Source organism: Streptomyces sp. NPDC006610, assembly GCF_040611575.1.
In the GTDB taxonomy this organism is placed as follows: Bacteria; Actinomycetota; Actinomycetes; order Streptomycetales; family Streptomycetaceae; genus Streptomyces.
Genome location: NZ_JBEXOP010000012.1, coordinates 83,595 through 109,931, shown reverse-complemented (window position 1 = coordinate 109,931; position 26,337 = coordinate 83,595). Strand labels below are relative to the sequence as shown.

Here is a 26,337-nt window from a genome sequence, read left to right as displayed (position 1 = left end):
GAGCGCACCGGCCATGATCCGGTTTCTGGTCTTCGGGTCCACGCGTCGAGCCTAACCGGCCCCGCCCAGCGGCCAGCGGGCGACCGCCTCGTAGCGGGGCTGCTCGCCCGGGACGCCGGAGCGGGGCAGGTTGCTGCGCACCAGGGCCAGGTCCGCCACGGTCCAGGTGCTGCCCGCGAAGGCGCTCAGCGCGTCGACGTACGGCCGCACGTCCACGGCGTCCCGGCAGCGGGCCACCGTGAGGTGGGCCTTGTAACGCCGGTGCTCCCCCATCGGCACGCCCGCCTTCCGCGCCGCCGCCTCCGCGCGGTCCGCCAGCAGGCGCAGGGCGTCCAGATCCCCCGCCGCGCCCGCCCACAACGCCCGCCCGTGCCCGAACTGGCCCCCGCCGCTCACCGCCAGCGAGAACGGTGCGGTCCGGTGCGCGGCCCGCTCCAGCCGGGCCGCCAGCCCGGGGACGAGACCGTCGGCCACCTCGCCGTAGAACGCCAGCGTGAAGTGCCACCCGGGCCGCCCGGTCCACCGCAACGCGTCCGCCCCCGGCAGCCGCCGCAACGCGTCGACCTCGACGGCCAGCTCACGGACGACCTGTTCGGGGGGCAGCACGGCGGCGAAGAGTCTCATGGGGACAGTGTCCCCGGGGCGCGGACGCCCGTACGTGACCTTGTGACATGCGTATCGTTGGACTGCGCGGCCGCACTCGTGACAGGAGCGGCCGGGCAGGAGCGCCACGATGACCGTCCTCGACGACAGGATCGAGATGGCCGAGAGCAGCGCCGAACTTATGCTCGACACCATGTTCGAGTGGCTCGAGAAGATGCCCATCCCCGAGGGTTACAAGACCGAGATCGTCGGGGGTCACATCTTCATGGCACCGCAGCGGGACAACCACTGGGACATCATCGCGGCGCTCTACGACCAGTTGCGGACCAGGTATCCCCGCCGACGCCTCAAGTCCGACGTCCGCATCGACTACCCCGGCCATCTCAACGGCTTCGCCTCGGACCTGGTCGCTCTGTCGGAGGACGCGCGCAAGGACGACAAGGGCCGCTGGCGCTGCGACGACGTCGAGTTCGTCGCCGACGTGATCTCCAGGCAGACCGCCGCCAACGACTACGGCCCCAAAAAGGCCGCCTACGCCACCGCCGGAGTGCCGGTGTACCTGATCGTCGACCCGTACACCGGCACCTGGCAGCTCCACACCCTCCCGAAGGACGGCGAGTACCACGCGTCGCTCAGCTTCGGCTTCGGCGAGGAGATCGACCTGAGCGGCACGGCGGTCGGTCTCGTCCTCAAGACGGACGAGTTCCCCCGCGACTGACCCCCGTACGTCCTGCTACGCCGCCGTCGCCAGTTCCTCGCGGCGCTCGCGCGGTACGAGGCTGACCCTGGGGTGTCCGTGGTGCCAGCCGACCGCGAGGCGCAGGCCGCCGACGCGGGCCAGGACCAGGCCGATGACCGCGGCGGCCAGGGCGGCGACCGCGCCTCCCGCGGCGAGGCCGACCCGGGCGCCGTAGGCGTCGGTGATCCAGCCGACGATCGGGGCGCCGACCGGCGAGCCGCCGAGGAACACCATCATGTACAGGGCCATCACGCGCCCGCGCATGGCGGGGTCGGTGGACATCTGGATGTTGGTGTTGGCGGTGACGTTGACCGTCATGCCGAACAGGCCCAGCGGGATCATCAGCAGCGCGAACATCCACAGTTCCGGCGACGCCGCGGCGACGATCTCTATCGTGCCGAACACCAGCGCCGCCCCGCTCAGCACCCGCAGCCGGGCCCGGCCGCGCCGCGCGGCGAGCAGGGCTCCGGCCACCGACCCGACCGCCATGAGCGTGTTGAACAGGCTGTACGTGCCCGCGCCCGCGTGGAAGACGTCGTCCGCGAAGGCCGACAGGTACACGGGGAAGTTGAAGGCGAACGTGCCGACGAAACCGACCAGCACGATCGGCCAGATCAAATCCGGCCGCCCGGCGACATAGGCCAGCCCTTCGCGCAGCTGCCCCTTGCCGCGCGGGGTGCGCCGGGCGGGGTGCAGTTCGCGGCCCCGCATCAGCAGCAGCCCGGCGATGGGCGCGACGAAGGACAGGCCGTTGAAGAGGAACGCCCAGCCGGTGCCGACGCCGGTGATCAGCACGCCGGCGACGGCGGGGCCGACCATGCGGGCGGACTGGAAGTTGGCGGAGTTCAGGCTGACCGCGTTCTGGAGCTGGTCGGGGCCGACCATCTCGGAGACGAAGGACTGGCGGGCCGGGTTGTCGACGACCGTGGCGAGGCCGACGGCGAAGGCGGCGACGTACACGTGCCAGACCTCGACGTGTCCGGTGAGGGTGAGGACGGCCAGCGCCGTGCCGGTGAACGCCATGGCCGCCTGGGTGACCAGCAGCGCGGGGCGCTTGGGCAGGCGGTCCACCAGGACGCCGCCGTAGAGGCCGAAGAGGAGCATCGGCAGGAACTGCAGGGCCGTCGTCACGCCGACGGCGGTGGCGGAGCCGGTCAGGCTCAGCACCAGCCAGTCCTGGGCGATGCGCTGCATCCAGGTGCCGATGTTCGAGACGACCTGGCCGATGAAGTAGAGGCGGTAGTTGCGGACCTTCAGGGAGCTGAACATGGAGGACTTGCGGGTGTCCCCGGTGGGGGAGTCGTGGGTTGCCGGTGCGGGTGCGGAGTGTGCTCCGGGTCCCGTACTCAAAAGGGTTCGCCTCCTCGGATCGCGCTTACAGGTGTGCGAGCTTCTCCAGCACGGGGGCGGCGGCGCGCAGTTTCGCCCACTCGTCCTCGTCGAGGCCGTCGGCGAGGGCGGCCAGGAAGGCGTTCCGCTTGCGGCGGCTCTCCTCGAGCATGGCCTCGGCGCGTTCCGTCTGGGTGACGACCTTCTGGCGCCGGTCCTCGGGGTGCGGCTCCAGCCGGACCAGTCCCTTGGCCTCCAGCAGCGCGACGATGCGGGTCATCGACGGCGGCTGGACGTGTTCCTTGCGGGCGAGTTCGCCCGGCGTGGCCTGGCCGCAGCGGGCCAGGGTGCCCAGGACCGACATCTCGGTCGGGCTCAGCGATTCATCGACCCGCTGGTGCTTGAGGCGGCGGGAGAGCCGCATCACGGCGGATCTGAGGGAGTTCACGGCGGCAGCGTCGTCGCCATGGCTTAGGTCCGGCATGTTCTTTAGCGTAACTCATTACCCTGACTAAGGACCATCGGCGTGCACCCCGCCACAGCGTGACTCCGGACACGGGGATACCGGCGAACATCACTCATACGGGTGACCCCGGAGCGGAACCTAACGCAGGGGACCGAACAGTGCGACGACCCTCGACTCCATGGGGACCAGCGTGCTCAGCCTGCGGATGGATCACGAGCTGCTCGAACGGCTCCGCCATCACGCCGCGAAAAGGGGAATGAGCGTCCAGGACTATGTCGTCCGGACGCTCACTCGCGATGACTTCGACGAGCGGATGCAGGCCGCGGTGGAGGAGACGGAACGGTTCTACGGGGTGACGTGAGCGGCGCCCGCCGTCGCGCGGCCGGTCGCCGCAACGGAACCGGCGCCGTCCGTCCCGCAGCCGGTCACCGTCGCGCCACCGCTCAGGTCAGACCCAGTGCCGGCATCAGGTAGTAGAAGGCGAACACCGCCGACACCACGTACATCGCCGTCGGCACCTCCCGGCCCCGACCGGCCGCCAGGCGCAGCACCACGAAGGTGATGAAGCCCATGCCGATGCCGTTGGTGATCGAGTAGGTGAACGGCATCATCAGCATCGTCACGAACGCGGGGACGGCGATCGTGTGGTCCGCCCAGTCGATCTCCTTGACGGAGCCGGCCAGGATCAGGAAGCCGACCGCGATCAGCGCCGGGGTCGCCGCCTGCGACGGCACCATCGTGGCGACCGGCGTCAGGAACAGCGCGAGCCCGAACAGACCGCCGGTGACGACGTTCGCGAAGCCGGTGCGGGCGCCCTCGCCGACACCGGCCGTGGACTCCACGAAGCAGGTCGTCGCCGAGGAGGAGCCGGCGCCGCCCGCGGCGACCGCGATGCCGTCGACGAACAGGACCTTGTTGATGCCCGGCATCTGCCCCTGGGCGTCGGTCAGCTTCGCCTCGTCGCTGACGCCCATGATCGTGCCCATGGCGTCGAAGAAGCAGGACAGCAGCACGGTGAAGACGAACAGCACGCCGGTGAGCACGCCGACCTTGCCGAAGCCGCCGAACAGGCTGACCTCCCCGATCAGGCCGAAGTCGGGCGTGGCGACCGGGTTGCCGGGCCACTTCGGGGTCGTCAGGCCCCACGACGGCACCGTGGCGACGGCGTTGAGGACGACCGCGAGCGCGGTCATGGCGACGATCGAGATCAGGATCGCGCCGGGCACCCTGCGCACGATCAGCGCGAGCGTGAGCAGCACGCCGAGGACGAAGACGAGGACCGGCCAGCCGAGCAGCTGACCGCCGGTGCCCAGCTGGAGCGGGACGGTGGTGTGGGCGGCGTCGGGCATCCGCGTGACGAACCCGGCGTCCACCAGGCCGATGAGCATGATGAACAGGCCGATGCCGATGGCGATGGCCTTGCGCAGCCCGTGGGGGACGGCGTTCATCACGCGCTCGCGCAGACCGGTGGCGACGAGCAGCATCACCACGAAGCCGGCCAGCACGACCATGCCCATGGCGTCGGCCCACGACATCCGCGGGGCGAGCTGGAGGGCGACGACCGAGTTGACGCCCAGTCCGGCGGCGAGCGCGATCGGCACGTTGCCGATGACGCCCATCAGCAGCGTCGCGAACGCCGCCGTCACCGCGGTCGCCGTGACGAGCTGGCCGTTGTCCAGCTGGTGGCCGTACATGTCCTTCGCGCTGCCGAGGATGATCGGGTTCAGCACGATGATGTACGCCATCGCGAAGAAGGTGGCGAAGCCGCCACGGACCTCGCGGGCGAGGGTGCTGCCCCGCTCGGTGATCCGGAAGTAGCGGTCGAGAGCGCCGTACGCGGGACGGCCGCCCGGCTCGTCGGGGGCGGGGACCTTGGCGGGGGCCGAGGTGGACATGTGCGGGGACCTCATCGCCGACGGACATCCCCCATGCCCGTTTGGCGTTTTCTACAAATAAAAGCGGTCAGAAACAAACGGTTTCAGTATGAACATACATCGGGGACCAACGCCATCTCCGCGCGTAGAACACGGCGGCCGCAGAAGGGCTCCGCCGAGAGGCATGCGCCTCGGCCACCCGCCCGACCTCGTAAGCTGTGCCCATGGCGAAGTGGACCCCCAGGCACGAGGCGCCGGAGCCCCTTGAGGGGCCCGTGGTCGCCACCATCACCGGCGGCACGATCCTGTGGTTCGTCCTCTTCCTCGTCCAGATCCCGTTCTACGGCTGGTACGACGACCACGGCCACACCTGGTGGCTGTGGACCTGCCTCGCGGGCGGCGGGCTCGGGTTCATCGGCATCTGGTACGTCCGCCGGCGCGACGCCGCGATCAAGCGGACGGCGGAAGCGGAAGCGGAGAAGGGCTCCCCGGAAACGGAGCAGGGCTCCCCGGCCCGCCCCTAGGCACGTACCACCACGGAACCACCCCCGTCACCCCCCGGTCCTCCCGAGGTCGGATCTTCCGCCCCTTCGCCGGGTGAACGCCCCCTTCCGCACGTACCGTCGAAGGCATGACGCACACCGATGCGGGCGCACAACTCGACCCCGCGCGCCCCGTGCGCGCCACCACGCCGGTGACCGGGCTGACCTCCGCCGAGGTCGCCGAACGGGTCGCGCGCGGCGACGTCAACGACGTGCCGGTGCGCAGCAGCCGGTCCACCGTCGACATCGTCCGGGCCAACGTCCTCACCCGCTTCAACGCGATCATCGGCGTGCTGTGGGTGATCATGTTCTTCGTCGCGCCGATCCAGGACAGCCTGTTCGGGTTCGTCATCCTGGCCAACACCGGCATCGGGATCGTCCAGGAGTGGCGGGCCAAGAAGACCCTCGACTCCCTCGCGCTGATCGGCGAGGTCCGGCCCACCGTGCGCCGCGACGGAGTCGCCGTCGAAGTGGGCACCGGCGAGATCGTGCTGGACGACCTGATCGAGATCGGTCCCGGGGACAAGGTCGTGGTCGACGGGGTGTGCGTCGAGACGGACTCGCTGGAGATCGACGAGTCGCTGCTCACCGGCGAGGCCGATCCGGTGCTGAAGCGGCCCGGGGACCAGGTGATGTCGGGCAGCTTCGTGGTCGCGGGCGGGGGCGCGTTCCGGGCGACGAGGGTGGGGCGGGAGGCGTACGCGGCGCAGCTGGCGGAGGAGGCGTCACGGTTCACGCTGGTCCACTCCGAGCTGCGCTCCGGGATCTCCACGATCCTCAAGTACGTGACGTGGATGATGGTCCCGACCGCGATCGGCCTGGTCATCAGCCAGCTGGTGGTGAAGGACAACGACTTCAAGGACTCCGTGGCCCGCACGGTCGGCGGCATCGTCCCCATGGTGCCCGAGGGCCTGGTGCTGCTGACGTCGGTGGCCTTCGCGATCGGAGTGATACGGCTCGGCCGCAAGCAGTGCCTCGTCCAGGAACTCCCCGCGATCGAGGGCCTCGCCCGCGTCGACACGGTCTGCCTGGACAAGACCGGCACGCTCACCGAGGGCGGCATGGACGTCACGGAGCTGCGGGCGCTGAACGGTCACGACGAGGGGTACGTCCGCAAGGTGCTCGGCGCGCTCGGCGAGTCCGACCCCCGTCCCAACGCCTCGCTCCAGGCCGTCATCGACGCCTGCCCGGACAGCGAGGAGTGGCGGTGCCTGCGGTCGCTGCCGTTCTCCTCGGCCCGCAAGTACGCGGGGGCGTCGTTCAGCGAGGGGGACGGGGAGTCGAGCACCTGGCTGCTGGGGGCGCCCGACGTGCTGCTCCCCGAGGGCGACCCGGCCCTCGCCGAGACCGACCGTCTGAACGAACAGGGCCTGCGCGTCCTGCTGCTGGCCCGGGCCTGCGTCGACCTCGACTCCCCCGACGTCGCCCGTGACGCCGAGCCGGCCGCGCTGGTGGTGCTGGAGCAGCGGCTGCGCCCGGACGCCGGTGACACGCTGCGCTACTTCGCCGAGCAGAACGTCCGGGCCAAGGTCATCTCCGGGGACAACGCGGTGTCGGTGGGCGCGGTGGCGAGCAAGCTGGGGCTGACCGGCGCGGTGGTGGACGCGCGCAGGCTGCCCGAGGAGCGGGAGCCGATGGCGGCGGCGCTGGACGAGGGGACGGTGTTCGGGCGGGTCACCCCGCAGCAGAAGCGGGACATGGTGGGCGCGTTGCAGTCGCGCGGGCACACGGTCGCCATGACGGGCGACGGCGTCAACGACGTCCTGGCGCTGAAGGACGCCGACATCGGCGTCGCGATGGGCACGGGCTCGGAGGCGACGCGGGCGGTGGCGCAGATCGTGCTGCTGAACAACAGCTTCGCCACGCTGCCGTCGGTGGTGGCGGAGGGCCGCCGGGTGATCGGGAACATCACGCGCGTGGCGACGCTGTTCCTGGTGAAGACGGTCTACTCGGTGCTGCTGGCGATCCTGGTGGTGTGCTGGCAGGTGGAGTACCCGTTCCTGCCCCGCCATCTGACCCTGCTGTCCACGCTGACCATCGGCGTCCCCGCGTTCTTCCTCGCCCTCGCGCCCAACAGGGAACGGGCCAGACCCCACTTCGTGCGGCGGGTGATGCGGTACGCGATCCCGGGCGGGGTGCTGGCCGCGGCGGCGACCTTCGCGACGTATCTGATCGCCCGGAGCCACTACACCGGGCCGGGCGCGCTGGAGGCGGAGACCAGCGCGGCGACGCTCACGCTGTTCCTGATCTCGCTCTGGGTGCTGGCGATCGTCGCCCGCCCCTACACCTGGTGGCGGGTCGCGCTGGTGGCGGCGATGGGCGGCGGTTTCCTGCTGGTGCTGGTGGTGCCGTGGCTGCAGGAGTTCTTCGCCCTGCGGCTGGTGGGGATGACGATGCCGTGGACGGCCGCCGCCGTCGCGGCGGCAGCGGCGGCCGCCCTGGAGGTGCTGTGGAGGTGGGTCGACCGCCGCGTGCCCGCGTGAGGGATGCGGGTGCGGATTACCGCGCGTGCCGCGCGTCGTCCTGCGTCGCTTCCCGCATGCCCTACTGCACGTCGACGTAGTCGCCGGCGGCGACGGAGGCGACGGTGCTGGTGATGCCGGCGTAGCTGAAGCGGTAGTAGCCGTCCACGCCCGCCTTGACGTACGTCTTCAGGGCGCCGCCACTGGTGGTGGTGATGCTCTTGACGTCGGTGTAGGTGGAGCTGCTCGCCTTGCGGAACTGCAGCTTCACCGTCTGGCCGCTGGGGATGCCGACGTACTTGGTGTTCTCCCAGTCGGCGCGGGTCAGCTTGCCGGTGACGGTGATGGTCGCGCCCTTCTTCACCGGCTCCGGGGTGGCGTTGACCGTCAGCTGGGACCGGCGCTGCACGAGCGTGGTGCCGAGACCGCCCTGGTCCGCGTAGCCGACCTGGGTGATGTCGAAGTCGAAGCCCTCGGGGTCCTGGCCGTTGTAGTCGATGGCCAGCGCGGCGCCCTTCCAGGTGCCGGCGTCCGAGTTGAGCAGGTCGCCCTCCGCGGGGAGGACGTCGATCTTGCCCGTGCAGGTGGCGGTGGTCGCCGTGGTGCCGGTGCAGGTGGCCGGCTCGATGCCGAACAGCGTCGCGTCGCCCCGGTACAGGTACGGACCGGTGAGGAAGTCGGGGGCGGTGACGTCGACGTCCGCGTCGTGGGTGAGCGTGTAGCTGACCGTCGTGGAGTAGGTGCCGCTGATCCCGACCTTGATCGCCTTGCCGATCTTGAAGTTCGAGAAGGTGGCGTTCAGCGGGTACGGCTGGTCGACCCTCGCGGTGCGGGCGTCGCCGGCGGCCGCCGCCTGGCGGACCTTCGCCACGGCGGCGCGGTAGTCGTCGGCCGTGGCGGCGGAGGCGTCGGCCTGCGCGGCGGGCACGACGAGGGCGGACAGGGCCAGGGCGCCGCCGACGGCGGCGACGGTGGCTCGTATGCGCATGCGTTCCCCAAGTGTGTAGGGAGTCCGGTGACTCATGTGATCAGATGACTGACGGGGGCAAAGGGTTGCGCCCGACAGGGCGGTGGCCGAAAAAGAACGGCCCCGGATGGCTTCCGGGGCCGGACGTCGGGTCTGCGGTTGCTTCCCCGGCGACTACGTCACGCTCGGCGTCTACTTCACGTCGACGTAGTCGCCGGCGGCGACGGAGCCGGCGGTGCTGGTGATGCCGGCGTACTTGAAGCGGTAGTAGCCGTCCACTCCCGCCTTGACGTACGTCTTCAGGGCGCCGCCGCTGGTGGTGGTGACGTTCTTGACGGTGGTGTAGGTGGAGCTGCCCGCCTTGCGGAACTGGAGCGACACGGTCTGGCCGCTGGGGATGCCGACGTAGGTGTTGGTCTCCCAGTTGGCGCGCGTCAGCTTGCCGGTGACGGTGATGGTCGCACCCTTCTTCACCGGCTCGGGGGACGCGTTGACCGTCAGCTTGGAGAACCGCTGGATGCGGGCGGTGCCCAGGCCCTCCTGCTGGGTGTAGTCGACGTTCTCCCAGTCGACGTCCCCCTCCGGGTCCTGCCCGTTGTAGTCCATGGCGTAGGCGCCGACCTTCCACGTGGTGGCGTCGTCGTTGGTCAGCTCGCCGTACTCGGGGTAGATGTCGATCGTGGCCTTGCAGGTGGCCGTGGTGTCCGAGGTCCCGGTGCACACCGGCCACTCGTCGCCGTACAGCAGGTCGTCCATGTCGTACTCGCCGCGGTACAGCTCGACGTCGAAGAACAGGGAGGGGTCGTCGAGGTCGACCTCGGGGCCGTGCGTGACGTCGAAGGTCACCGGCACGGTCCGCTTCGCGGTCGCGCGGACGGCGATCGGCTTGCCGTCGTTGACCTTCACGTCGGAGAAGGAGATGTCCACCACGGACGGGGCGCGGGTGCCGCCGGTACGGTCCGACCGGGCGGCCTGCGCCGCCTCGCGGGCGGCCTGCACGGACTGCACGAGGTCTTCGGGGCTGTACGAGGTGTCCGCCTGCGCGAGCGGCGCGGAGAGGGCGGACAGGGCCAGGGCGCCGGAGACGGCGGCCACGGTGGCGCGAATACGCATGTGTTCCCCATGAGGAGAGGGACCCCGCTGCCCTTCGTTCCCTGCGGCTCGTGAGCGCGGCGGGGGCCAAGTCGATCGTGGAGCCTGTTGGCTCGCATGATCAGATGCGCGACGGCGATGGATGGTTGTAGGCCAGTGGCGAGAACTTTCCCCGCACGCCGGACCCGGCGCCCTCGACCGGGGCGCCGAGTCGGACTCCCGTCCGGTGCTCCTGCTACTGCACGTCGACGTAGTCGCCGGTCGCCGTGGCGGCCGCGGTGCTGGTGATGCCCGCGTAGCTGAAGCGCCAGTAGCCGTCGGACGCGGCCGTGACCGTCGTCTTCAAGGCGCCGCCCGTGGTGGTCTTGAGCGTCTTGACGTTCGTGTACGTGCTGCTGCCCGCCTTGCGGAACTGGAGCGTGACCGACTGGCCGCTCGGCAGGCCGACGTACTTCAGGTTCTGCCAGTCGGCGCGGGTCAGCTTGCCCGAGACCGTGAGGGTCGAACCCTTGCGCACCGGTTCCGGCGAGGCGTTGACCGTCAGCTTCGAGGCGCGCTGGAACGCGAACGAGCCCGCCTTCTCCTCCCACGCCCAGTCCCCGTCGTTGGCGTCGATCCATGCGCCGACGTACCAGGTGCCGGCGTTGGCGTTGCTCAGGTAGTCCACCTTCGGGTCTACCAGCACCGACGCGCTGCACGTGGAGGTGGTGGAGCCGGCCTCGGTGCAGGTCGGCCTGCCGGTCATGAGGAAGCCGTAGTCCGGTCCCTCCAGCGTGAACGAGTCGGCGCCCGCGATGCCCGAGTCGTCCGTGGCGGTCACGCTGACCTTGATGGTCTTGGCGGCGGAGATGCCGACGGAGACCTTGTTGTCGCCGTCCACGACCACCTTGGTGATCGTGGTGTCGCCCCATCCGCCGTCGGCCTGCGCGGCGGGCACGGAGAGGGCGCAGAGGGCGAGGGCGCCGGAAACGGCGGCCACGGCGGCGACGGTGGTACGAGTGCGCATGCGATTCCCCGGGTGGAGAGGGGCCCGGCGCGCGGGACGCGCACGGGCCCGAGTGGATCTCGAGCCTGCTGGCTCACGGGATCGGATGCACGACCTTTCCGAAAGGTTGTACGGCCGGCGAGGATTCCGGACTCCTACGGCGTTTCCGGGCGGACCTACCGGCTCCACGGCCACACCGGCTCACGGCCTCCGACGGCTCAGTCGAACCACCGGTCCCGTGCCAGTTCCTCCGTCCGGGACGGGTCCTCCAGGAGGGCCGCCACCTCGAAGCGGCGCGGCCACTGGCCCGCCGCCCAGGCCAGGCCCGCGGCGACGCCCTCGAGGGTGGAGGCGTGGAGGGTGCCGTCCTCGGTGAGGCGCCAGTCGAGTTCGACACCGTCCACGACGAGTTCCTCGTGTTCCACGTACGTCGCCGGGGTGCGCGGGCCCAGCAGGACGCGGACGGAGTCGGGGACCTCGTGTTCCGTGCCCTCGGAGTCGACGCGGCCGGTGACCGACTCGCTCAGCCGGCGCACCTGGAACAGCTCCGCCAGTTCCGCCGCCCGCGCCGGAGGCACCGGCAGCAGCGGGACGCCCTCGGTGAACGGCAGCAGGTCGGGCGAGTCCACGACCACCGCGTCGGCCGCGTCCACCACCTCGACCCGGCCGTCCACGACCGCCCTCAGCTCGTCCGGCAGGGTGACCTGGTCGGGGTCCAGTTCGGCCAGCGCGCCGTACAGCCCGTGGAGCTGGGCGCCGGTGACGTGGCGGTCGGGGGCGGCGAGGCGGTCGAGGAGTTCGGCGGCGCCGCCGGGCTCGTCCAGCAGGGCGGCGACGGAGGTGCGCACGCCGAGGGCGCGCAGGACCTGTTCGTCGTCGAAGCCGGTGGCGTCTGCCTCGTCGTACAGGCCGCGCAGCAGCGGGTCGCCGCCGGCGGCGAGCAGGCCGGCCGGGCGGCGGCCGTCGAGCACCGGGTGCCCGCGCAGCCACCAGGCGGTGTAGGGCCGTACGACCTCGTGGGTGCCGTCGGGCAGCAGGATGCGGACCGGCTGGACCACCGCGTCCCGCAGCGGCGGGCGGGACAGCAGCGCCAGCGCCTGCGGCCACTTGTCGTCGTCCACGAGGTCCAGGTCCCGTACGGCCACCAGCTCGGTGGCGACCGGCGGTACGGGGCTGTCCGGGAAGCGGTCGAGGATGTCCTCGCACCACACGTCGACGGCGTCCAGCAGCCCGGGGTCGTCGGGCTCGGCGAAGTCGCTCTCGCGGGGCTCCAGTTCGTCGGGGTCGAGGACGACGTCGGTGGCGCGGACGAGGGAGAAGTCGGCCAGCACCCCGCAGGCGGCCAGGGGCTGTTCGCCGAAGCGGGAGGCCAGGTCGGCGTCCACGTGGGCGAGTTCGCCCTCGCGCATGACCTGGGCGAACGGGCTGCCGGGAAGGACCAGTTCACCGGCGGGGGCGAGTTCGCCGTCCTCGTCGGGCAGGGCGAGCGCGCCGAGCCAGGGTTCGTCGCCGGGCTCCAGGCCGGCGTCGCGGACCAGGCCGAGGACGGTCTCCGCCAGTTCCTCGGCGTCCAGCGCCTCCTCCTCCCAGGACAGCGCGCCCTCGTCGTCCAGGGAGGCGGCGACGGCGGCCCGCACCTGGGGCGTGGTGAGGATCGCGCGGGGCGTGGCCGGGAGCGCGCCGAGCTTCTCCAGCAGCGGGTGCGCGGCGTCCGGGTGGGCGACCTTGAGGCCGAGCCGCGCGAGGATCTCCGGGTCGATGCCGGTGGCGTCCGAGGTGGGGAGCAGTACCTGACGGGGGCCGATCGTCGTACGCCCTCCCCCGGAGCCGAAAGCCCGGGAGGTACCCCCGGCGAGGGGCACGGGCAGGCCGGTGAGCCGGTCGGGGTCGACGCCGGCGAGGCTGTCGTACAGCCGCCGCCACCAGCCCGGTTCCTTCTCCAGACCGGCCAGGCGGTCCACCGCGTCGGTCAGCCGCACCCGCGCCACGCCCAGTGTGCGCAGCTCCACGCGCCGTTCGAGACCGGCCGGCAGCAGCGTCGGCAGGACCTCGGCGAGGACCCGCACGGTGTCCGCCCCCGCGCCCTCGACCACCTCGGCGTCGCGGGGGCGCAGGGACGCGGGCGCCTCGTCGTCGTGCTCGGCGGGCTCGATCGCGGGCGGCAGGAACGACGTGCGCGGCAGCCGCTCCAGGATCGCCTGGCGCAGCGCGCCGTCCAGTTCGCCCTTGCCCAGCGGGCCGGGCACGAGGCCGATGACGCCCTCGGTCACCGGGCGCCAGTCGGCGAGGAGTTCGGCGTAGGCGTCGGCGGCGCGCTGGACCAGGAAGTCGGTGAGCGGGCCGGGCGCGGCGTGCCGGCGCGTGGTGTCGAGGGGGAAGGAGGCGATGAGCAGGGCGGGGACGCCGAGGGGCTCGTCGCTGGGGGTGGGGGCGTGCAGGACGGGGCTGGTGCGGGGCCGGGCGGGGCCGCCGTCGGTGTCCACGGGGACCGCCCAGGTGACGGTCCAGTGGGGCCGCAGCCGCTCCTCCACCGGGCGGTCGGCGAGCAGGTCGGGGGTGAGCGGGCCGTGCGCGGCCGCGGTGCGCCAACGGGTGGCCCCGTCGCGCGAGTCCTCGACGACGGTCAGCGGGCCCTCGGTGCGACGGGCCAGCGTACGCGGGGCGTCGTCGCCGATCTCGACGACGACCTCGGCGAGGCCGGGCAGGCTCAGCAGCAGCGAGTCGTCCACGGCCCGCAGCAGCCGTTCGGCGAGGTCGGCGGCGGCGGTGTCGCGCAGCGGCAGGATGACGACGGTGTCGTACGGGTCGGGCGCGCTGCCCTCGGCGGCGAAGGGCAGCCGCAGCAGCGGTACGTGGCCGTCCCGGCGGCGGATCTCGTCACCGAGGCCGGGATTGGCGCGGGCGGCGTCGAGCGCGAGGTCGCGGGCCTCGGCGAGGGACCAGCGCACCCCGCCGTGCCGCCCGACGACGGCGGGCTCGTCGGTGACGGCGAGCACGGCGGCGAACCCGACGCCGAACCGGCCCACGGCGAGGTCGGGGGCGTCGCGCTTGGCCGACGCCCGCAGCGTGGCCAGCGACTCCACACCGGCCGCGTCCAGCGGGGCGCCGGTGTTCGCGGCGACGAGGACGCCGTCGCGCAGGGTGAGCCGCAGCCTGCCGGGCACCCCGGCCCGGGCGGCGGCGTCGGCGGCGTTCTGCGCCAGCTCGACCACGAGCCGGTCCCGGTACCCGCCGAGGACGAGGTCCTCCTCGGCGTTGGCGTCCTCCCGGAACCGCGCCGGACTGGCCGTCCACGCGTCCAGCACCCCGCGCCGCAACCGCCCCGTCCCGAACGGATCGGCCCCCTCGTCAGCCGGCCGCACGAACTTGCTCACGTTCACTCTCCTCATCGCCGTGAGGCCGAAGGTACCGCCCCACCGGCCATGAGCGCGCATCGCACCGGACGGCCGGGCGGCGTACCCGCGCCGGGCGAGCGGCGGGCTCCGTCCGAAGAGCGCGGGAAGCGGCTGCCGACCGGCCCGGCTGCTCGGCGCGCAGGACTCCGTTCCGGGCACTGCCCCTGGACACGGCCCGACATCCACCGCGGAACTCGCCGCCGCCGTCGCGCCCACGATCGCGCCCAGGCCAGGACTTTTCGGCCGATGCTCTACGTCGTCGGCGCGCATCGAGACGACCGACGCGCGCGGTGATGCCATGCCCGAGTCCGAAGTGCCCGCCCCGGACGCCGAGTCGCGGTGAGGCGGCTGCTCGTCGAGGCGTCGGCGGACCGCCGGGGCGTGTCCGAGGGCCGTTCTTACAAGTCCCGCATCTCGGGAGAAATCCGCGACGAAGGCCGGGCACAGCGGTGTGCCGAGGACGTCCTGCTCGTCCTGGAGCAACGCGGCCCCGACGTCTGCGACGAAGTCCGCGCCCGCACCACGGACCGCACCGACCCCGGACTCCTCCGCCACTGGCCGGTCCGCGCCGTCACCACGCCGACGGCCGGGGAGATCTTCGGCGACGGCGCGCAGCCCGGGCCGACCCCGGGCCGTTCCTACGAGTGGCCCAGCTCCGCCGTGTCCTCGTCCGTCGTCTCCGGGACGGAGCCCGAGTCCGGGGACGGGCGCAGGGGGAAGGCGTCGACCTTCGTCTCATCGATCACCGGCGGCGCCGGCTGGGGCGGCTTCGGCATGACCGCCGCCTCGGAGTGACCGCCGCAGCCGTAGGCCAGCGAGACCACCCGGCCGTCGGCCGGGGAGAACTCGTTGGCGCAGACGCCGAAGGCCTGCCCGAGGGAGCCGCCGACCGGGACCAGGAAGCCGCAGCTCACGCAGGACGCGGGGGCCGCCTGGGCCATCGGGGTCTTCGCGCCGAACGCCTCCTCCCAGCGGTCCGCGGCGACATGGAGGCCGTAGCGGGACAGCACTCTGGCCCGGCGCATGCCCAGTTCCTCGGCCACGGCGGCGATCGAGCCGCGGGCCGGGGCGGCGGGCAGCGCGGCCGGCGGGCCCGCGGTGACCTCGGCGTCCTCGGCCTCGACCAGGTCGGCCATGTCCTCGGAGACCGCGGAGTTCGGCGGCGGCTCCTCCTCACCCGTGTAGCCGGGCTCCAGCCGGAGATCCTCGGCGTCGGTGGGCAGCAGATCTCCGGGGCCCATGTCGCCGGGGCGCAGGCGCTCGCTCCACGGCACCCACTCGGGGGCCAGTATCGCGTCGGGGCCGGGGAGCAGCACCACCTCGTCCAGGGTGACGGCCTTCGCCCGGGAGGCGCGGGCGACCGTCACCGCCCAGCGCCAGCCGCGGTACCCGAGCTCCATGCACTGGAAGAAGTGCGTGACAACACGGTCGCCCTCGGAGACCACTCCGACGTGCTCTCCGACGATCCCTGGCGCGGCGGCCTCCTCGGCCGCCGCGCGGGCGAGTTCGACCGCCTCGGCGCACAGACGATCGGGGGTGCGGCTTCGCGTTGTCGCTGCGCTCACAGGTATCGCTTCTCTCCTACGCCGTCTCTCGATGCGCCTGCCTGAAGGCGACGGGCGGGACGGAGCGGACCAGAGGGCCGCGTCGACGTCCGCACCCTGTCGCGCTCGGGCGCACCTACGTCATCCATTCTGCGGGATGGCTGAGAGGCGCGCGGCCGAGAACGTTCGCCACGGCGCGCTACGCACGCTACCTTCTCCCGTCCGCTCGGCCTACACCGACGGGACTCTTCGCCGCCGAGCGGTGATGTTTCCGGGCCGGATTCCGGCACGCAGCCCGTACCGGAATCCGTGCCGATCGCCGCGCCTGCTTCCGTGCCGGCCTTCCGTGCCCCGAGCGGTTCGGCGATCCGTACCCTGCCGGTCGGCCTCCGTGTCCCGCCGGTACGGCGACCCGCGCCCCCGCCGGCACGGCGACCCGCGCCGTCCGGTTCGGCAATCCGCGTCATCCGTGCCATTACCGCGCTAGGGACGGCCGACTCGGGGCACTATGACGGGGTGGCAACCGCGAGGTCGTCCCAGGGCGCCGCCGGGGTGGGCGGGGTCGACGGGAACAGCCGGAGCAGCGGGGCGGGCCGGATGCGCGGCTCCCTCCGCTCGGTCGGCCGTGCCCTGCACCTGCCGGTGACCGGACCCGCGCGCGGCATCCGCAAGGCGACCCACGCGCACGGGGCCGGCGAGTCGGGGCTCGGCAAGCTGATCGAGCTGCACGGCGTGAACGGCGCCGGCGACGTCATGATCACCGTCGCGCTCGCCTCCACCGTCTTCTTCTCCGTGCCGACCGACGAGGCCCGTGGGCGCGTCGCCCTGTACCTGGCGATCACCATGGCCCCGTTCACGCTGCTGGCCCCCGTCATCGGGCCGCTGCTGGACCGGGTGCCCCACGGGCGGCGGGCGGCGATGGCGTGCGCGATGCTCGCGCGGGCGCTGCTCGCGCTGGTGCTGTCGGGTGCGGTGATCACCGGCAGCATCGAGATGTATCCGGCGGCGCTCGGCGTGCTGGTCGCGTCGAAGGCGTACGGCGTCGTGCGCAGCGCCGTCGTGCCCCGGCTGCTGCCGCCCGGGTTCTCGCTGGTGAAGGCCAATTCGCGGGTCACCCTGGGTGGGCTGCTGGCCACTGGTGTCGCGGCGCCGGTGGGTGCGGGGCTGCAGGCGCTGGGACCGCGGTGGCCGTTGTACGGGGCCTTCGTGATCTTCGTCGCGGGTACGTTCCTGTCGTTCACGCTGCCGCACAAGGTGGACTCGGCCAAGGGCGAGGACCGGGCGCTGCTCGCGGCGGACGAGGACCATCTGCACGGGCCGCACCGCAAGGGACTGAAGCGGCCGGGGCTGCGGACGGTCGGCGGCGCGGTGACGCACGCGCTGGCGGCCAACGCGGCGATCCGGTGCCTCGCCGGGTTCCTGATCTTCTTCCTGGCGTTCCTGCTGCGCGAGCATCCGATGACGGGGCAGAGCGCGGCGGTGTCGCTGGGCATGGTGGCGGTCGCGGCGGGCGTGGGCAACGCGTGCGGTACGGCGGTCGGGGCGTGGCTGAAGGCACGGGCGCCGGAGGTGATCATCGTGACCGTGGTCGCCGTGGAGCTGGCGGCGGCCGTCACGGCGGCGCTGTTCTTCGGCGCGGTCCTGGTGGCGTGCCTGGCGGCGGTCGCCGGGTTCGCGCAGGCGCTGGCCAAGCTGTCCCTGGACGCGCTGATCCAGCGGGACGTGCCGGAGCTGGTGCGCACGTCGGCGTTCGCCCGGTCGGAGACGCTGTTGCAGGTGTCGTGGGTGCTGGGCGGCGCGATCGGGATAGCGATGCCGCTGATCGGGCCGCTGGGGCTGGGCATCGGGGCGGCCATCGTCGCCGCGGGCTGGCTGAGCACGGCCCGCGGACTGCTGGCCTCGGCCCGTCGCGGGGGCCCGCGCACCCGGGTGGCGTAGTCACGCCCCGACGGGCGGCGGGGAACCTCGCCGCCGGGCCGCGGGGACCTCGCACGGGGAACCCGGGAACCTCGCACGGGGGAGCCCGCCGTGCGCTTGGGCTAATCGCCCCGCGCTGCGCACCCCGCGTGGGGAGCGTGCCGGGGCCGCCCGATAACCTTCGGCCATGACCACGCTGCAATCCGCTGTGCGACGCCGCCGCGCCGTCGCCGCCGCCGGCGCCGTTACCGCCGGACTGCTCGTCCTGTCGGCCTGCGACAAGCCGACGCCGGTCGCGACGATCACGGTCGGCTCCGACTCGGTGAGCTCCGAGGCGACCTGCCACGGCGACGGCAAGGCCATCAAGGACCCGAACAAGTGTCTTCAGGAGAAGGACATCGAGTCCCTCTCCATCGACCCGGACGGGAGGGTCCGCTTCGGCGTCGACTGGGACGTCGCCGAGAAGGGCTGGCTCGTCATGATGAACGGCAACCCGATGATGGCCGAGCCCACCAAGAAGTCGTACCTGTCGACCAGCGCCAGCTCGTTCTTCAACCCGCAGAACCCGGAGGACTCCGCGCTGATCACGATCGTCGAGGGCACCGCGCAGGAGCCCACCGCCATGTGGTCCTTCCGGCTGAAGAAGGACGCCTGACCACGTCTCCCGCGCCCGCACGCGTCCTCGTCGCCACCGCCGTCCCCGCCGAACGGGACGCGGTGGCACGGGCGTTTCCGGGCCGGGTCGTCGCCGCCGGCGTGGGCCCCGCCCGCGCCGCCGCCTCGACCGCGACGGCTCTCACCACCGCTGCCCTGGAGGGCGCCCCCTACGACCTGGTCGTGTCCGCCGGCATCGGCGGCGGATTCGCCCCCGGCGCGCCCGTCGGCTCGCTGGTCATCGCCGACGAGATCACGGTCGCCGACCTGGGCGCCGAGACGCCCGAGGGCTTCCTGCCCGTGACCGAGCTGGGCTTCGGCTCCGTCACCCACCACCCGCCCCCGGCCCTGGTGCGGGCCGTCGCCGCCGCCACGGGCGCCCTGACCGGCACCGTCCTGACCGTGTCCACCGTGACCGGCACCGCCGCGCGCGCCGACGAGCTGCGCGCCCGCCACCCGCGCGCCCTCGCGGAGGCCATGGAGGGCTTCGGCGTCGCCGAGGCCGCCGCCGCGCACGGCACGCCCGTCCTGGAGCTGCGCGCGGTCTCCAATCCCGTCGGCCCGCGCGACCGCGCCGCCTGGCGCATCGGCGACGCGCTCGCCGCGCTCACGGCCGGCTTCGGGAAGCTCGCCCCCGTCCTGGAGAGTTGGAACCCACATGACCACGACCGGTGAGAAGCTGCGCATCGCCTACTCCCCCTGCCCCAACGACACCTTCGTCTTCGACGCCCTCGCGCACGGCCGCGTCCCCGGCGCGCCCTCCCTCGACGTGACGTTCGCGGACATCGACGTCACCAACGGCATGGCCGAGCGGGGCGAGTTCGAGGTGCTGAAGGTGTCGTACGCGGTGCTGCCGTACGTCCTCGACGAGTACGCGCTGCTGCCCTGCGGGGGCGCGCTGGGCCGGGGCTGCGGACCGCTGGTGCTCACCCGGGAGCCCGGCGTGGATCTGACGGGCCGTACGGTCGCCGTGCCGAGCGAGCGGTCGACGGCGTATCTGCTGTTCCGGCTGTGGGCGGCGGACACGCTGCCCGGCGGGGTCGGCGAGGTCGTGGTGATGCCGTTCCACGAGATCATGCCGGCCGTGCGGGACGGGCGGGTCGACGCGGGGCTCGTCATCCACGAGGCCCGCTTCACCTACCGGGAGTACGGGCTGCACCGGCTCGCCGACATGGGCGAGCACTGGGAGGACACCACCGGGCTGCCCATCCCGCTCGGCGCGATCATCGCCAAGCGGTCCCTGGGCGCGCCGGCCCTGACGGGGCTCGCCGACGCGATCCGCGCGTCCGTGCGGGCGGCCTGGGACGACCCCGAAGCCTCCCGCCCGTACGTCATGGAGCACGCCCAGGAGATGGATCCGGCCGTCGCCGACCAGCACATCGGGCTGTACGTCAACGAGTTCACCGCCGACCTCGGCGCGGACGGCTACGCGGCGGTGCGGGGGCTGCTGACGCGCGCCGCGGCCGAGGGGCTGCTGCCGCCGCTCGGCCCGGACGCGCTGACGTTCCCGTAGGGAATCCGGCGACCTGCACGGTCGCACGTCCCGGGCCGTGCGGTCGGGATGCACCCGCCGCGCCGGCAGGGCCGTACGCGCCGCGCCGACAGCCGCCCGGCGGTCATACGTCGAGCTGGTCGGCGACCGCGCGGAGCAGGCCGGCGATCTTCTTGCCGGAGGCCTTCTCGGGGTAACGGCCCTTCTCCAGCATCGGGGTGATGTTCTCGAGCAGTGTGGTCAGGTCCTGGACGATGGACGCCAGTTCGTCCGGCTTCTTGCGCTGCGCGGCGGCGACCGACGGGGTCGGGTCCAGCAGGGTCACCGAGAGGGCCTGGTCGCCGCGCTGACCGGCGACCACTCCGAACTCCACACGCTGCCCCGGCTTGAGCGTGTCGACTCCGGCGGGCAGAACCGAGGAGTGCACGAAGACGTCGCCGCCGTCGTCGCGGGAGAGAAAGCCGAAGCCCTTCTCGTTGTTGAACCACTTGACCTTGCCGGTAGGCACGTCTGTCCTCGTCCTCGTACTCGTCGGAAAACTGCTTCTGAAACGGCTCTTGATAGCACTCGGGCGGGTCGTCCGCGACCCGCCGGTACCAAGGCTAGTGGTCTCCAGGCCGGTGACAAGACGTCCCCCGGTTGTTCCTACGCGCTGGGAACTACCCTGGTGGGGTGCGTGACAAAACCCAAACGAATTCCGCCGCTCCCGGCGACCGGCTGATCCGCGTCGGCGCCGTCGTCTTCATCGTCGGCGCCGTCGCCACCCTGGTCACGGTGGCCCCGCTGTTCCTCGGAACGGAGCCGTTTCCGACCTACATGTTCCTGTTGAGCATGCTCATGGGCGTCGGTTTCCTCATCGCCGCGGGCGGGGTGCTGCAGTCCGTCGCCGCCGGGCGGCGTCAGGCGCGCGCCGCGGCCGGGGCCTCGGGAGATCCGGGGGCCTGAGCCTTTTCGGCCGTACCGGCCGAAAGATGGGCCGAAAGCCACCCCGGGAACTCGGCCAGCCCGCCCAGTACGACGTCCGCGCCCGCCGCCCGCAGCTCGTCGGCGTCGCAGGGGCCGGTGGGCACGGTGACCGACAGGGCGCCGGCCGCGCGGGCGCCGCGTATGTCGCCGGTGTGGTCGCCGACGTAGACGGTGGCGCCGTGCTCGCGCAGCGCCTCCGCCTTCCGCTCGGCCCACAGGTCGCCGATCACCGCGTCCGGCTCCAGGCCGAGGTGGGCGATGTGCAGCTCGGCGTTGGCCTCGTACTTGGCGGTCACGACGATCGCCCGTCCCCCCGCGGCCCGCACCGCCTCGATCGCCTCCCGGGCGCCGGGCATGGCCGGGCTCGCGGCGACGGCGATGCCCGGATACATCGAGCGGTACAGGTCGGCGACGGCGGGCACCTCCCGCGCCGGGAACCAGTGCCGCAACTCCTCCTCCAGCGGCGGTCCCAGCCGGCTGACCGCGAGGTCGGCGTCGACGTACGTCCCCGTCCGCTCGGTCAGCGCCCGGTAGCAGGCGCGGATGCCGGGGCGGGAGTCGATCAGGGTCATGTCGAGATCGAAGCCGACGGTGAGGACGGGCGGCGTGGGCACGGTGGACCGTGTGGGCGGGGTGAGAGCCATATGGGCCATTGTGCCGAGTCGCCGGGGCGCGGCTCCGGGGGGTCTTCGGCAGGGTCCCGCGCGCGGCCCTCTGCGAGCCTCTCGGCGGGTCCGCCGACAGGCCTCCCGGCGAGTCCGTCGGCGGGCTCTGGGAGATCGCCGGCATGCCTCCGGGCAGGTCCTCGGCGAGCCTCCGCCACCGCCCTCGCCGCGAGCTACCGCTCCCTCTGCGAGCGCCACACCAGGAACAGCGCCGACGCCAGCGCCGCGCCCCGTACCACCCACGGCCAGGTCTCCCCGATCGCGGCGGACATCCCGCCCTCGGCGATGGGGTCGCCCCAGCGGCCGTTCATCCGGCCCCACAGCCAGCCGAAACCGGCGCCCAGCGCCAGGGCGGGCAGGACGACGACCGCCAGTTTGATCTCCGTCCGGGTCAGCCGGCGCGAGACGTAGGCGATGGCCCAACCGGCGGCGAGCGCGATGAGGTTGCCCAGGACCGCGCCGGTGACCAGGAGGCCGGCGGCGAGGAGGAGCAGGGGGTTGTTCCAGGCGCCCGGCGAGGGGACGGACGGGAGGAGGCGGCGACGGCGGGCGGCGGGCTCCGCCTCGGGCGCCGGTCCGCCGGTCGCCTGCTCCGGAGCCTCCTTCGGGGCTCGGTCCGAGGCGTCCTTCCGGGTGTCCTCGGGGGCGTCGGCGTCCTTCGGCGGCGGCGGCTTGAGGAGGTCGGGGACCTCCACCCCGCCGACGAAGCCGGGCACGCTGTCGCCCACGCCGAACGGGCTGTCGTCCACCCGCCACCAGTCCGGCTGCGTGGCGCTGTCCCCCAGCTCGTCCATGCCCGCGCGGTGCGGCGGGAGGGCGCCGGGGGCCACCGCAGGAGGCTGCGGGACGGCATCGGGCTCGGCGGGCCGGGGACGGGGGCGGGGGACGGCCCGGCGCAGGCCCTTGGGCGGCCGTTCCGCCTCGGACGCCTGCTCCCGCCGCCCTTTCTGCCGTGCGGGCTGGGCGGGCCGGGCCGACTGTGCGGGCTGCGTCGGCTGGACGGGTACCGCCGTGGAGGGCGGCTGCGGGGCCGTGGCGGAGGCGGGGGCCGTGTCCCGCGCGGCGTCCACGACGTCGTCGGGGCTGCCGATGCGGTCGAGGATGCGGCGCACGGCGGCGGGGCTGTCCACGACGGCCTTGGCGCGCCGCCGGTCGATCTCGTCGCGCAGCTGCGAGACCAGGCGCATCCGGGTCGCCGAGGGAAGCTGCCGCTGCTGAGCCACGTCGCCGACGCGGCTCAGATACTCGTAGACGACCTTGTCGCTCTCGATCCCCACGCTGTCCCCTCCGGGGCGGATGTGCCAGCTTCCCCGCGCAGACGACGGTAGCGCAGGCCGCGGCGGGCGGACGGCACGTCAGCCGGGCTCGCCCGGGCCGGGCTTGTCGACCTCCGGGCACAGGCGGGCGTACGGGTCCCGACCACTCGCGCAACGTTCCGTTCGCACGCCGGGCCACGGCGCGGTGCCCCGCCGAGGCCCCCACCCGCTACCGTTGATCGGATGAGCAGCGACGAGAAGCCGGCCGCCCCGCGGTCCCTCGCGGAGGCGCTCCGCGCGCGGGACGACGCCTCCCTGGCCGCGCTGCTGCGCAGCCGGCCCGATCTCATCACTCCCGTGCCCACGGACCTGACCCAGCTGGCCACCCGCGCGGGCACGCGCGCGTCCGTGGTGCGCGCCCTGGAACGGCTGGACCGGTTCGCCCTCCAGACGGCGGAGGCGCTGGCCGTGGCCGCGGACCCGGCGGGGTACGACGAGCTGCTCGGACTGCTGGCCGGCGGCGCCGACCGGGCGGACGGGGTGGACGGGGGCCGTGATCCGCGGATCGCCGCCGCGCTGCCGAGGGCGCTCGGCACGCTGCGCGAGCAGGCCCTGGTGTGGGGCGGCGACGACCGGCTGCGCCTGGTGCGCACCGCGCGCGAGCTGCTCACGCCCTCCCCGCAGCACCCCTCCCCCACCGGCCTCGGCCCGACCGTCGCGGAGGCGACCGCGGGCATGTCGCCGGGCCGCATCCAGCAGCTGGTGGCCGCCGCCGGACTGCCCTCCACACACGACGCGGTGTCCGCCGCGGCGGCCCTGACCGCGCTGTTCACCCATCGCGCGCGGATGACGGCACTGCTCGCCGGGGCCCCCGACGCCTCGCGCGAGGTGCTGGAACGGCTGATGTGGGGGCCGCCGTACGGGCAGGTCACCGCGGAGCCCGCGGCCCATCTGCGCTGGCTGCTGGACCGCGGGCTGCTGCTGCCGACCGCGCCGGGGACGGTCGTGCTGCCCCGCGAGGTCGCCCTGCACCTGCGCGGCGGGCGCGCGCACCGCACGCCGGAGCCGGTGCCGCCGCCCGTGCAGACCGCGGCCACGCACTCCGCGCGCGTGGTCGACGCCACGGCGGCCGGGCAGGCGTACACCGCGCTGGCGACCGTCGAGGAGCTGCTGAAGGACTGGGACGAGGGCGGCCCGGCGGTGCTGCGGGCCGGCGGGCTCAGCCAGCGCGACCTGAAGCGGACCGCGGTCGCCCTGGACGTGTCCGAGCCGGTCGCCGCCTTCTGGGTGGAGCTGGCCTACGCCACCGGGCTGATCGCCTCCGACGGCGAGGCCGACGAACGCTACGCCGCCACGCCCGCCTACGACGAATGGCTGGAGCAGCCGCCCGCCGAGCGCTGGACGCGGCTGGCCGCGGCCTGGCTGACGGCGACCCGCGTCTGCGGTCTGGTCGGCGCGCGGGACGCGAAGGACCGCATGCTGTCCGCGCTCGGCCCGGGCCTGGACCGCTCGGCGGCCCCGGAGGTACGGCACCGGGTGCTCGCCCTGCTGGCCGAGCTGCCGGAGGGCTCCGCCGTCTCCGCGGACTCGGTGCTGGCGCGACTGCGCTGGGAGCGTCCGTTGCGCGGCCGGGAGCGGGAGGACGATCTGCGCGGGCGGCTCGCCGAATGGACGCTGGCCGAGGCCGAGACGCTCGGTGTGACGGGCCGGGGCGCGCTGTCCGGGCACGGGCGGGCGCTGCTGGGCGCGCGTCCGCCGGCGCAGGCGCCGGCTCGCGCTCCCGCGCACGGCGCCGACGACGCGGTCCCCGAAGGGCCCGGCGACAAGCTGCCGGTGCACCACCACGCGCCGCGCCCCGCGGTTCCCGGCCCGCTCTCCCCCGCCGAGCAGGCCGCCGCCGCCCGGCTGCTCGCCCCGCTGCTGCCCGAGCCCCTCGACCACGTGCTCCTCCAGGCCGACCTCACGGCCGTCGCGCCGGGCCCGCTGCGGCGGCCGCTCGCCGACACGCTCGACGTCGTCGCCGACGTCGAGTCCAAGGGCGGCGCGACCGTCTACCGCTTCACGCCCGCCTCCGTACGCCGCGCCCTCGACGCCGGCCGCAGCGCCTCCGACCTGCACGCCTTCCTGGCCGAGCACTCCCGAACGCCGGTTCCGCAGCCGCTGGCCTACCTGATCGACGACGTGGCCCGCAGGCACGGCCGGCTGCGGGTCGGTGCGGCCTCGGCCTACGTGCGCTGCGACGACGACGCGATGCTCGACGAGATCCTCGCCGACAAGCGGTCGGCCGGGCTGCGGCTGCGCAGGCTCGCGCCGACCGTGCTGGCCGCGCAGGCCGACCCGGCGGCGCTGCTGGAGGGGCTGCGGGCCATGGGCTTCGCGCCGGCCGCCGAATCCGCCGAGGGCGATGTGCTGATCACCCGGGCACACGCCCGGCGCACCCCGCCGCGCACCGCGCCCGAGCCGGTCCCGGAGGGCCCGCCCGTTCCCGACGACACCCTTCTCGCGGCGGCGATCCGCGCGATCCGGGCGGGCGACCTGGCGGCCACCGCCCCGCACCGGGCCACCGGCACGGCCCCGGTGACCGGCGGCGAGCTGCCGCGCACCAGTTCCGCCGAGACCCTCGCCACCGTGCAGGCCGCCGTGCTGACCGGCCAGGCGCTGTGGATCGGCTACGTCAACGCCGAGGGGGCCGCCAGCCAGCGCGTGATCGCGCCGGTGCGGGTCGAGGGCGGCTTCGTGACGGCGTACGACCATACGGCGGACGAGGTCCGCACCTATCCGCTGCACCGGATCACCGGGGTGGCTGAGCTGGCCGACGAGCAGTAGTCCCTCCTCCTGCCCGAGCGGAGGCCTCCTCCGGCCAACGCAGAGCCTCCTTCGCCGGAACCCGGACGGGGGTTCGCCCGCACGGGTGTACGCCCGGTTTCATGCGCGCCACGCCCGAGCTTCCCTCCGTCGGGGGACCTTCGGCCGTGTCCCGCATCGCGGGGTGGATCGGCGGGCAACCACCGGGTGTCCTGATCCGCGCAAACCCGCGCAGATCGCTCACCAGAAGGGAACACTCATGCGTGCTGTCCGTCGTGCCGCAGCCGTTCTGACCGCCACCGCCGCGATGCTCGGCGCCCTCGCCGGCCAGGCCGCGGCGATCGGCATCGACCTCGGCGGGGGTGTGACGCTGTAGGCGGTCGCCGCCACGGCATCACCCCTCCCCGTGCCACCTCGTCGCCCGTCCCCGTGCCGGCGCGTCGTCGTGGTGTCGTCGCGGCGTCGCTTCCGGCGTCTGCCGCGCGTCGTCGTCCACGGGCCGGTCCCGGCTTCCGCCGGGGCCGGCCCGGCCGCCCCCTCGGTTCAGCCGACCGTCAGCCTTGGAAAGGCCGGAAACCCCCCAT

22 protein-coding genes are annotated in these 26,337 nt (G+C 73.4%); 10 read left to right on the top strand and 12 right to left on the bottom strand.

What is annotated here, in order from left to right; translation table 11 throughout:
- Positions 1-51: 51 nt before the first annotated feature.
- Complete coding sequence (thpR, locus tag ABZY13_RS12675) at positions 52-624, bottom strand: RNA 2',3'-cyclic phosphodiesterase (protein WP_356629716.1); 573 nt, start codon at positions 622-624, stop codon at positions 52-54.
- Positions 625-733: 109 nt separating this feature from the next.
- Between thpR and ABZY13_RS12670 the strand changes: the two genes are divergently transcribed.
- A complete protein-coding gene (locus ABZY13_RS12670) occupies positions 734-1,321 on the top strand; it encodes a Uma2 family endonuclease (RefSeq protein WP_356629714.1) in 588 nt (195 codons plus the stop codon).
- Positions 1,322-1,336: 15 nt separating this feature from the next.
- On the opposite strand, the gene ABZY13_RS12665 is transcribed toward ABZY13_RS12670, so the two are convergent.
- Together ABZY13_RS12665 and ABZY13_RS12660 are read right to left on the bottom strand one after the other, a co-directional pair.
- Entirely contained in the window at positions 1,337-2,692 is a 1,356-nt protein-coding gene (locus tag ABZY13_RS12665) for an MFS transporter (RefSeq protein WP_356629712.1), read from the bottom strand.
- Positions 2,693-2,717: 25 nt separating this feature from the next.
- Entirely contained in the window at positions 2,718-3,155 is a 438-nt protein-coding gene (locus tag ABZY13_RS12660) for a MarR family transcriptional regulator (RefSeq protein ID WP_356629710.1), read from the bottom strand.
- Positions 3,156-3,315: 160 nt separating this feature from the next.
- Here ABZY13_RS12660 and ABZY13_RS12655 point away from each other — a divergent pair, with 160 nt between their 5' ends.
- On the top strand, positions 3,316-3,498 hold the full coding sequence (locus tag ABZY13_RS12655) for a ribbon-helix-helix protein, CopG family (RefSeq protein ID WP_356629708.1): 183 nt from the start codon (positions 3,316-3,318) through the stop codon (positions 3,496-3,498).
- Positions 3,499-3,580: 82 nt separating this feature from the next.
- On the opposite strand, the gene ABZY13_RS12650 is transcribed toward ABZY13_RS12655, so the two are convergent.
- Complete coding sequence (locus tag ABZY13_RS12650; RefSeq protein WP_356629706.1) at positions 3,581-5,032, bottom strand: NCS2 family permease; 1,452 nt, start codon at positions 5,030-5,032, stop codon at positions 3,581-3,583.
- A gap of 203 nt (positions 5,033-5,235) precedes the next feature.
- On the opposite strand from ABZY13_RS12650, the gene ABZY13_RS12645 reads away from it, so the two are divergent.
- Entirely contained in the window at positions 5,236-5,535 is a 300-nt protein-coding gene (locus tag ABZY13_RS12645) for a DUF2530 domain-containing protein (protein WP_356629704.1), read from the top strand.
- 107 nt (positions 5,536-5,642) lie between these two features.
- Positions 5,643-8,036: a cation-translocating P-type ATPase gene (locus ABZY13_RS12640; RefSeq protein WP_356629702.1), complete on the top strand. Its 2,394-nt coding sequence runs from the start codon at positions 5,643-5,645 to the stop codon at positions 8,034-8,036.
- A gap of 61 nt (positions 8,037-8,097) precedes the next feature.
- On the opposite strand, the gene ABZY13_RS12635 is transcribed toward ABZY13_RS12640, so the two are convergent.
- From ABZY13_RS12635 to ABZY13_RS12615, 5 genes are all read right to left on the bottom strand, one after another.
- Entirely contained in the window at positions 8,098-9,003 is a 906-nt protein-coding gene (locus ABZY13_RS12635) for a hypothetical protein (protein ID WP_356629700.1), read from the bottom strand.
- Positions 9,004-9,174: 171 nt separating this feature from the next.
- Positions 9,175-10,095, bottom strand: a complete 921-nt coding sequence (locus ABZY13_RS12630) for a hypothetical protein (RefSeq protein ID WP_356629698.1) — start codon at positions 10,093-10,095, stop codon at positions 9,175-9,177.
- Between the two features lie 214 nt (positions 10,096-10,309).
- The gene (locus tag ABZY13_RS12625; protein WP_356629696.1) at positions 10,310-11,080 is read right to left on the bottom strand and encodes a calcium-binding protein; all 771 of its coding nucleotides are present in this window, start codon (positions 11,078-11,080) and stop codon (positions 10,310-10,312) included.
- A gap of 197 nt (positions 11,081-11,277) precedes the next feature.
- Positions 11,278-14,433 (bottom strand): molecular chaperone Hsp90, encoded by a 3,156-nt coding sequence (locus ABZY13_RS12620; protein WP_356629694.1) that lies wholly within the window; start codon positions 14,431-14,433, stop codon positions 11,278-11,280.
- Between the two features lie 659 nt (positions 14,434-15,092).
- Positions 15,093-16,019 carry a DUF3027 domain-containing protein gene (locus ABZY13_RS12615; RefSeq protein ID WP_356629692.1) on the bottom strand — a complete coding sequence of 309 codons (927 nt, stop codon included), beginning with the start codon at positions 16,017-16,019 and terminating at the stop codon, positions 15,093-15,095.
- 495 nt (positions 16,020-16,514) lie between these two features.
- Here ABZY13_RS12615 and ABZY13_RS12610 point away from each other — a divergent pair, with 495 nt between their 5' ends.
- The 4 genes from ABZY13_RS12610 to ABZY13_RS12595 all read left to right on the top strand — a co-directional run bounded on the left by ABZY13_RS12610 (position 16,515) and on the right by ABZY13_RS12595 (position 20,082).
- Positions 16,515-17,936, top strand: a complete 1,422-nt coding sequence (locus ABZY13_RS12610; protein ID WP_356629690.1) for an MFS transporter — start codon at positions 16,515-16,517, stop codon at positions 17,934-17,936.
- Between the two features lie 166 nt (positions 17,937-18,102).
- Positions 18,103-18,570, top strand: coding sequence for a DUF2771 domain-containing protein (locus tag ABZY13_RS12605; RefSeq protein ID WP_356629688.1), 468 nt, complete (start codon positions 18,103-18,105; stop codon positions 18,568-18,570).
- Positions 18,540-19,244, top strand: a complete 705-nt coding sequence (locus tag ABZY13_RS12600; RefSeq protein WP_356629686.1) for a futalosine hydrolase — start codon at positions 18,540-18,542, stop codon at positions 19,242-19,244. The genes ABZY13_RS12605 and ABZY13_RS12600 overlap by 31 nt, the downstream gene beginning before the upstream one ends.
- Positions 19,228-20,082: a 1,4-dihydroxy-6-naphthoate synthase gene (locus tag ABZY13_RS12595; RefSeq protein ID WP_356629684.1), complete on the top strand. Its 855-nt coding sequence runs from the start codon at positions 19,228-19,230 to the stop codon at positions 20,080-20,082. The genes ABZY13_RS12600 and ABZY13_RS12595 overlap by 17 nt, the downstream gene beginning before the upstream one ends.
- A gap of 103 nt (positions 20,083-20,185) precedes the next feature.
- Here the strand turns inward: ABZY13_RS12595 and ABZY13_RS12590 are convergent, their stop codons facing one another.
- Positions 20,186-20,569 (bottom strand): cold-shock protein, encoded by a 384-nt coding sequence (locus ABZY13_RS12590; protein WP_356629682.1) that lies wholly within the window; start codon positions 20,567-20,569, stop codon positions 20,186-20,188.
- 164 nt (positions 20,570-20,733) lie between these two features.
- Here ABZY13_RS12590 and ABZY13_RS12585 point away from each other — a divergent pair, with 164 nt between their 5' ends.
- Complete coding sequence (locus tag ABZY13_RS12585; RefSeq protein WP_356629680.1) at positions 20,734-21,006, top strand: hypothetical protein; 273 nt, start codon at positions 20,734-20,736, stop codon at positions 21,004-21,006.
- On the opposite strand, the gene ABZY13_RS12580 is transcribed toward ABZY13_RS12585, so the two are convergent.
- Together ABZY13_RS12580 and ABZY13_RS12575 are read right to left on the bottom strand one after the other, a co-directional pair.
- A complete protein-coding gene (locus tag ABZY13_RS12580) occupies positions 20,961-21,671 on the bottom strand; it encodes an HAD family hydrolase (RefSeq protein WP_356629678.1) in 711 nt (236 codons plus the stop codon). The genes ABZY13_RS12585 and ABZY13_RS12580 overlap by 46 nt on opposite strands.
- A gap of 194 nt (positions 21,672-21,865) precedes the next feature.
- Positions 21,866-22,969, bottom strand: a complete 1,104-nt coding sequence (locus tag ABZY13_RS12575) for a hypothetical protein (RefSeq protein WP_356629676.1) — start codon at positions 22,967-22,969, stop codon at positions 21,866-21,868.
- A 222-nt stretch (positions 22,970-23,191) separates the two neighbouring features.
- On the opposite strand from ABZY13_RS12575, the gene ABZY13_RS12570 reads away from it, so the two are divergent.
- Positions 23,192-25,774 (top strand): helicase C-terminal domain-containing protein, encoded by a 2,583-nt coding sequence (locus tag ABZY13_RS12570; protein WP_356629674.1) that lies wholly within the window; start codon positions 23,192-23,194, stop codon positions 25,772-25,774.
- Positions 25,775-26,337: the final 563 nt, after the last annotated feature.

Coding starts and splice junctions, on each gene's coding strand:
- thpR (WP_356629716.1), bottom strand. CDS start 624: ATGAGACTCTTCGCCGCCGTGCTGCCCCCCGAACAGGTCGTCCGTGAG.
- ABZY13_RS12670 (WP_356629714.1), top strand. CDS start 734: ATGACCGTCCTCGACGACAGGATCGAGATGGCCGAGAGCAGCGCCGAA.
- ABZY13_RS12660 (WP_356629710.1), bottom strand. CDS start 3,155: ATGCCGGACCTAAGCCATGGCGACGACGCTGCCGCCGTGAACTCCCTC.
- ABZY13_RS12655 (WP_356629708.1), top strand. CDS start 3,316: ATGGGGACCAGCGTGCTCAGCCTGCGGATGGATCACGAGCTGCTCGAA.
- ABZY13_RS12650 (WP_356629706.1), bottom strand. CDS start 5,032: ATGTCCACCTCGGCCCCCGCCAAGGTCCCCGCCCCCGACGAGCCGGGC.
- ABZY13_RS12645 (WP_356629704.1), top strand. CDS start 5,236: ATGGCGAAGTGGACCCCCAGGCACGAGGCGCCGGAGCCCCTTGAGGGG.
- ABZY13_RS12640 (WP_356629702.1), top strand. CDS start 5,643: ATGACGCACACCGATGCGGGCGCACAACTCGACCCCGCGCGCCCCGTG.
- ABZY13_RS12635 (WP_356629700.1), bottom strand. CDS start 9,003: ATGCGCATACGAGCCACCGTCGCCGCCGTCGGCGGCGCCCTGGCCCTG.
- ABZY13_RS12630 (WP_356629698.1), bottom strand. CDS start 10,095: ATGCGTATTCGCGCCACCGTGGCCGCCGTCTCCGGCGCCCTGGCCCTG.
- ABZY13_RS12625 (WP_356629696.1), bottom strand. CDS start 11,080: ATGCGCACTCGTACCACCGTCGCCGCCGTGGCCGCCGTTTCCGGCGCC.
- ABZY13_RS12605 (WP_356629688.1), top strand. CDS start 18,103: ATGACCACGCTGCAATCCGCTGTGCGACGCCGCCGCGCCGTCGCCGCC.
- ABZY13_RS12595 (WP_356629684.1), top strand. CDS start 19,228: ATGACCACGACCGGTGAGAAGCTGCGCATCGCCTACTCCCCCTGCCCC.
- ABZY13_RS12580 (WP_356629678.1), bottom strand. CDS start 21,671: ATGGCTCTCACCCCGCCCACACGGTCCACCGTGCCCACGCCGCCCGTC.
- ABZY13_RS12570 (WP_356629674.1), top strand. CDS start 23,192: ATGAGCAGCGACGAGAAGCCGGCCGCCCCGCGGTCCCTCGCGGAGGCG.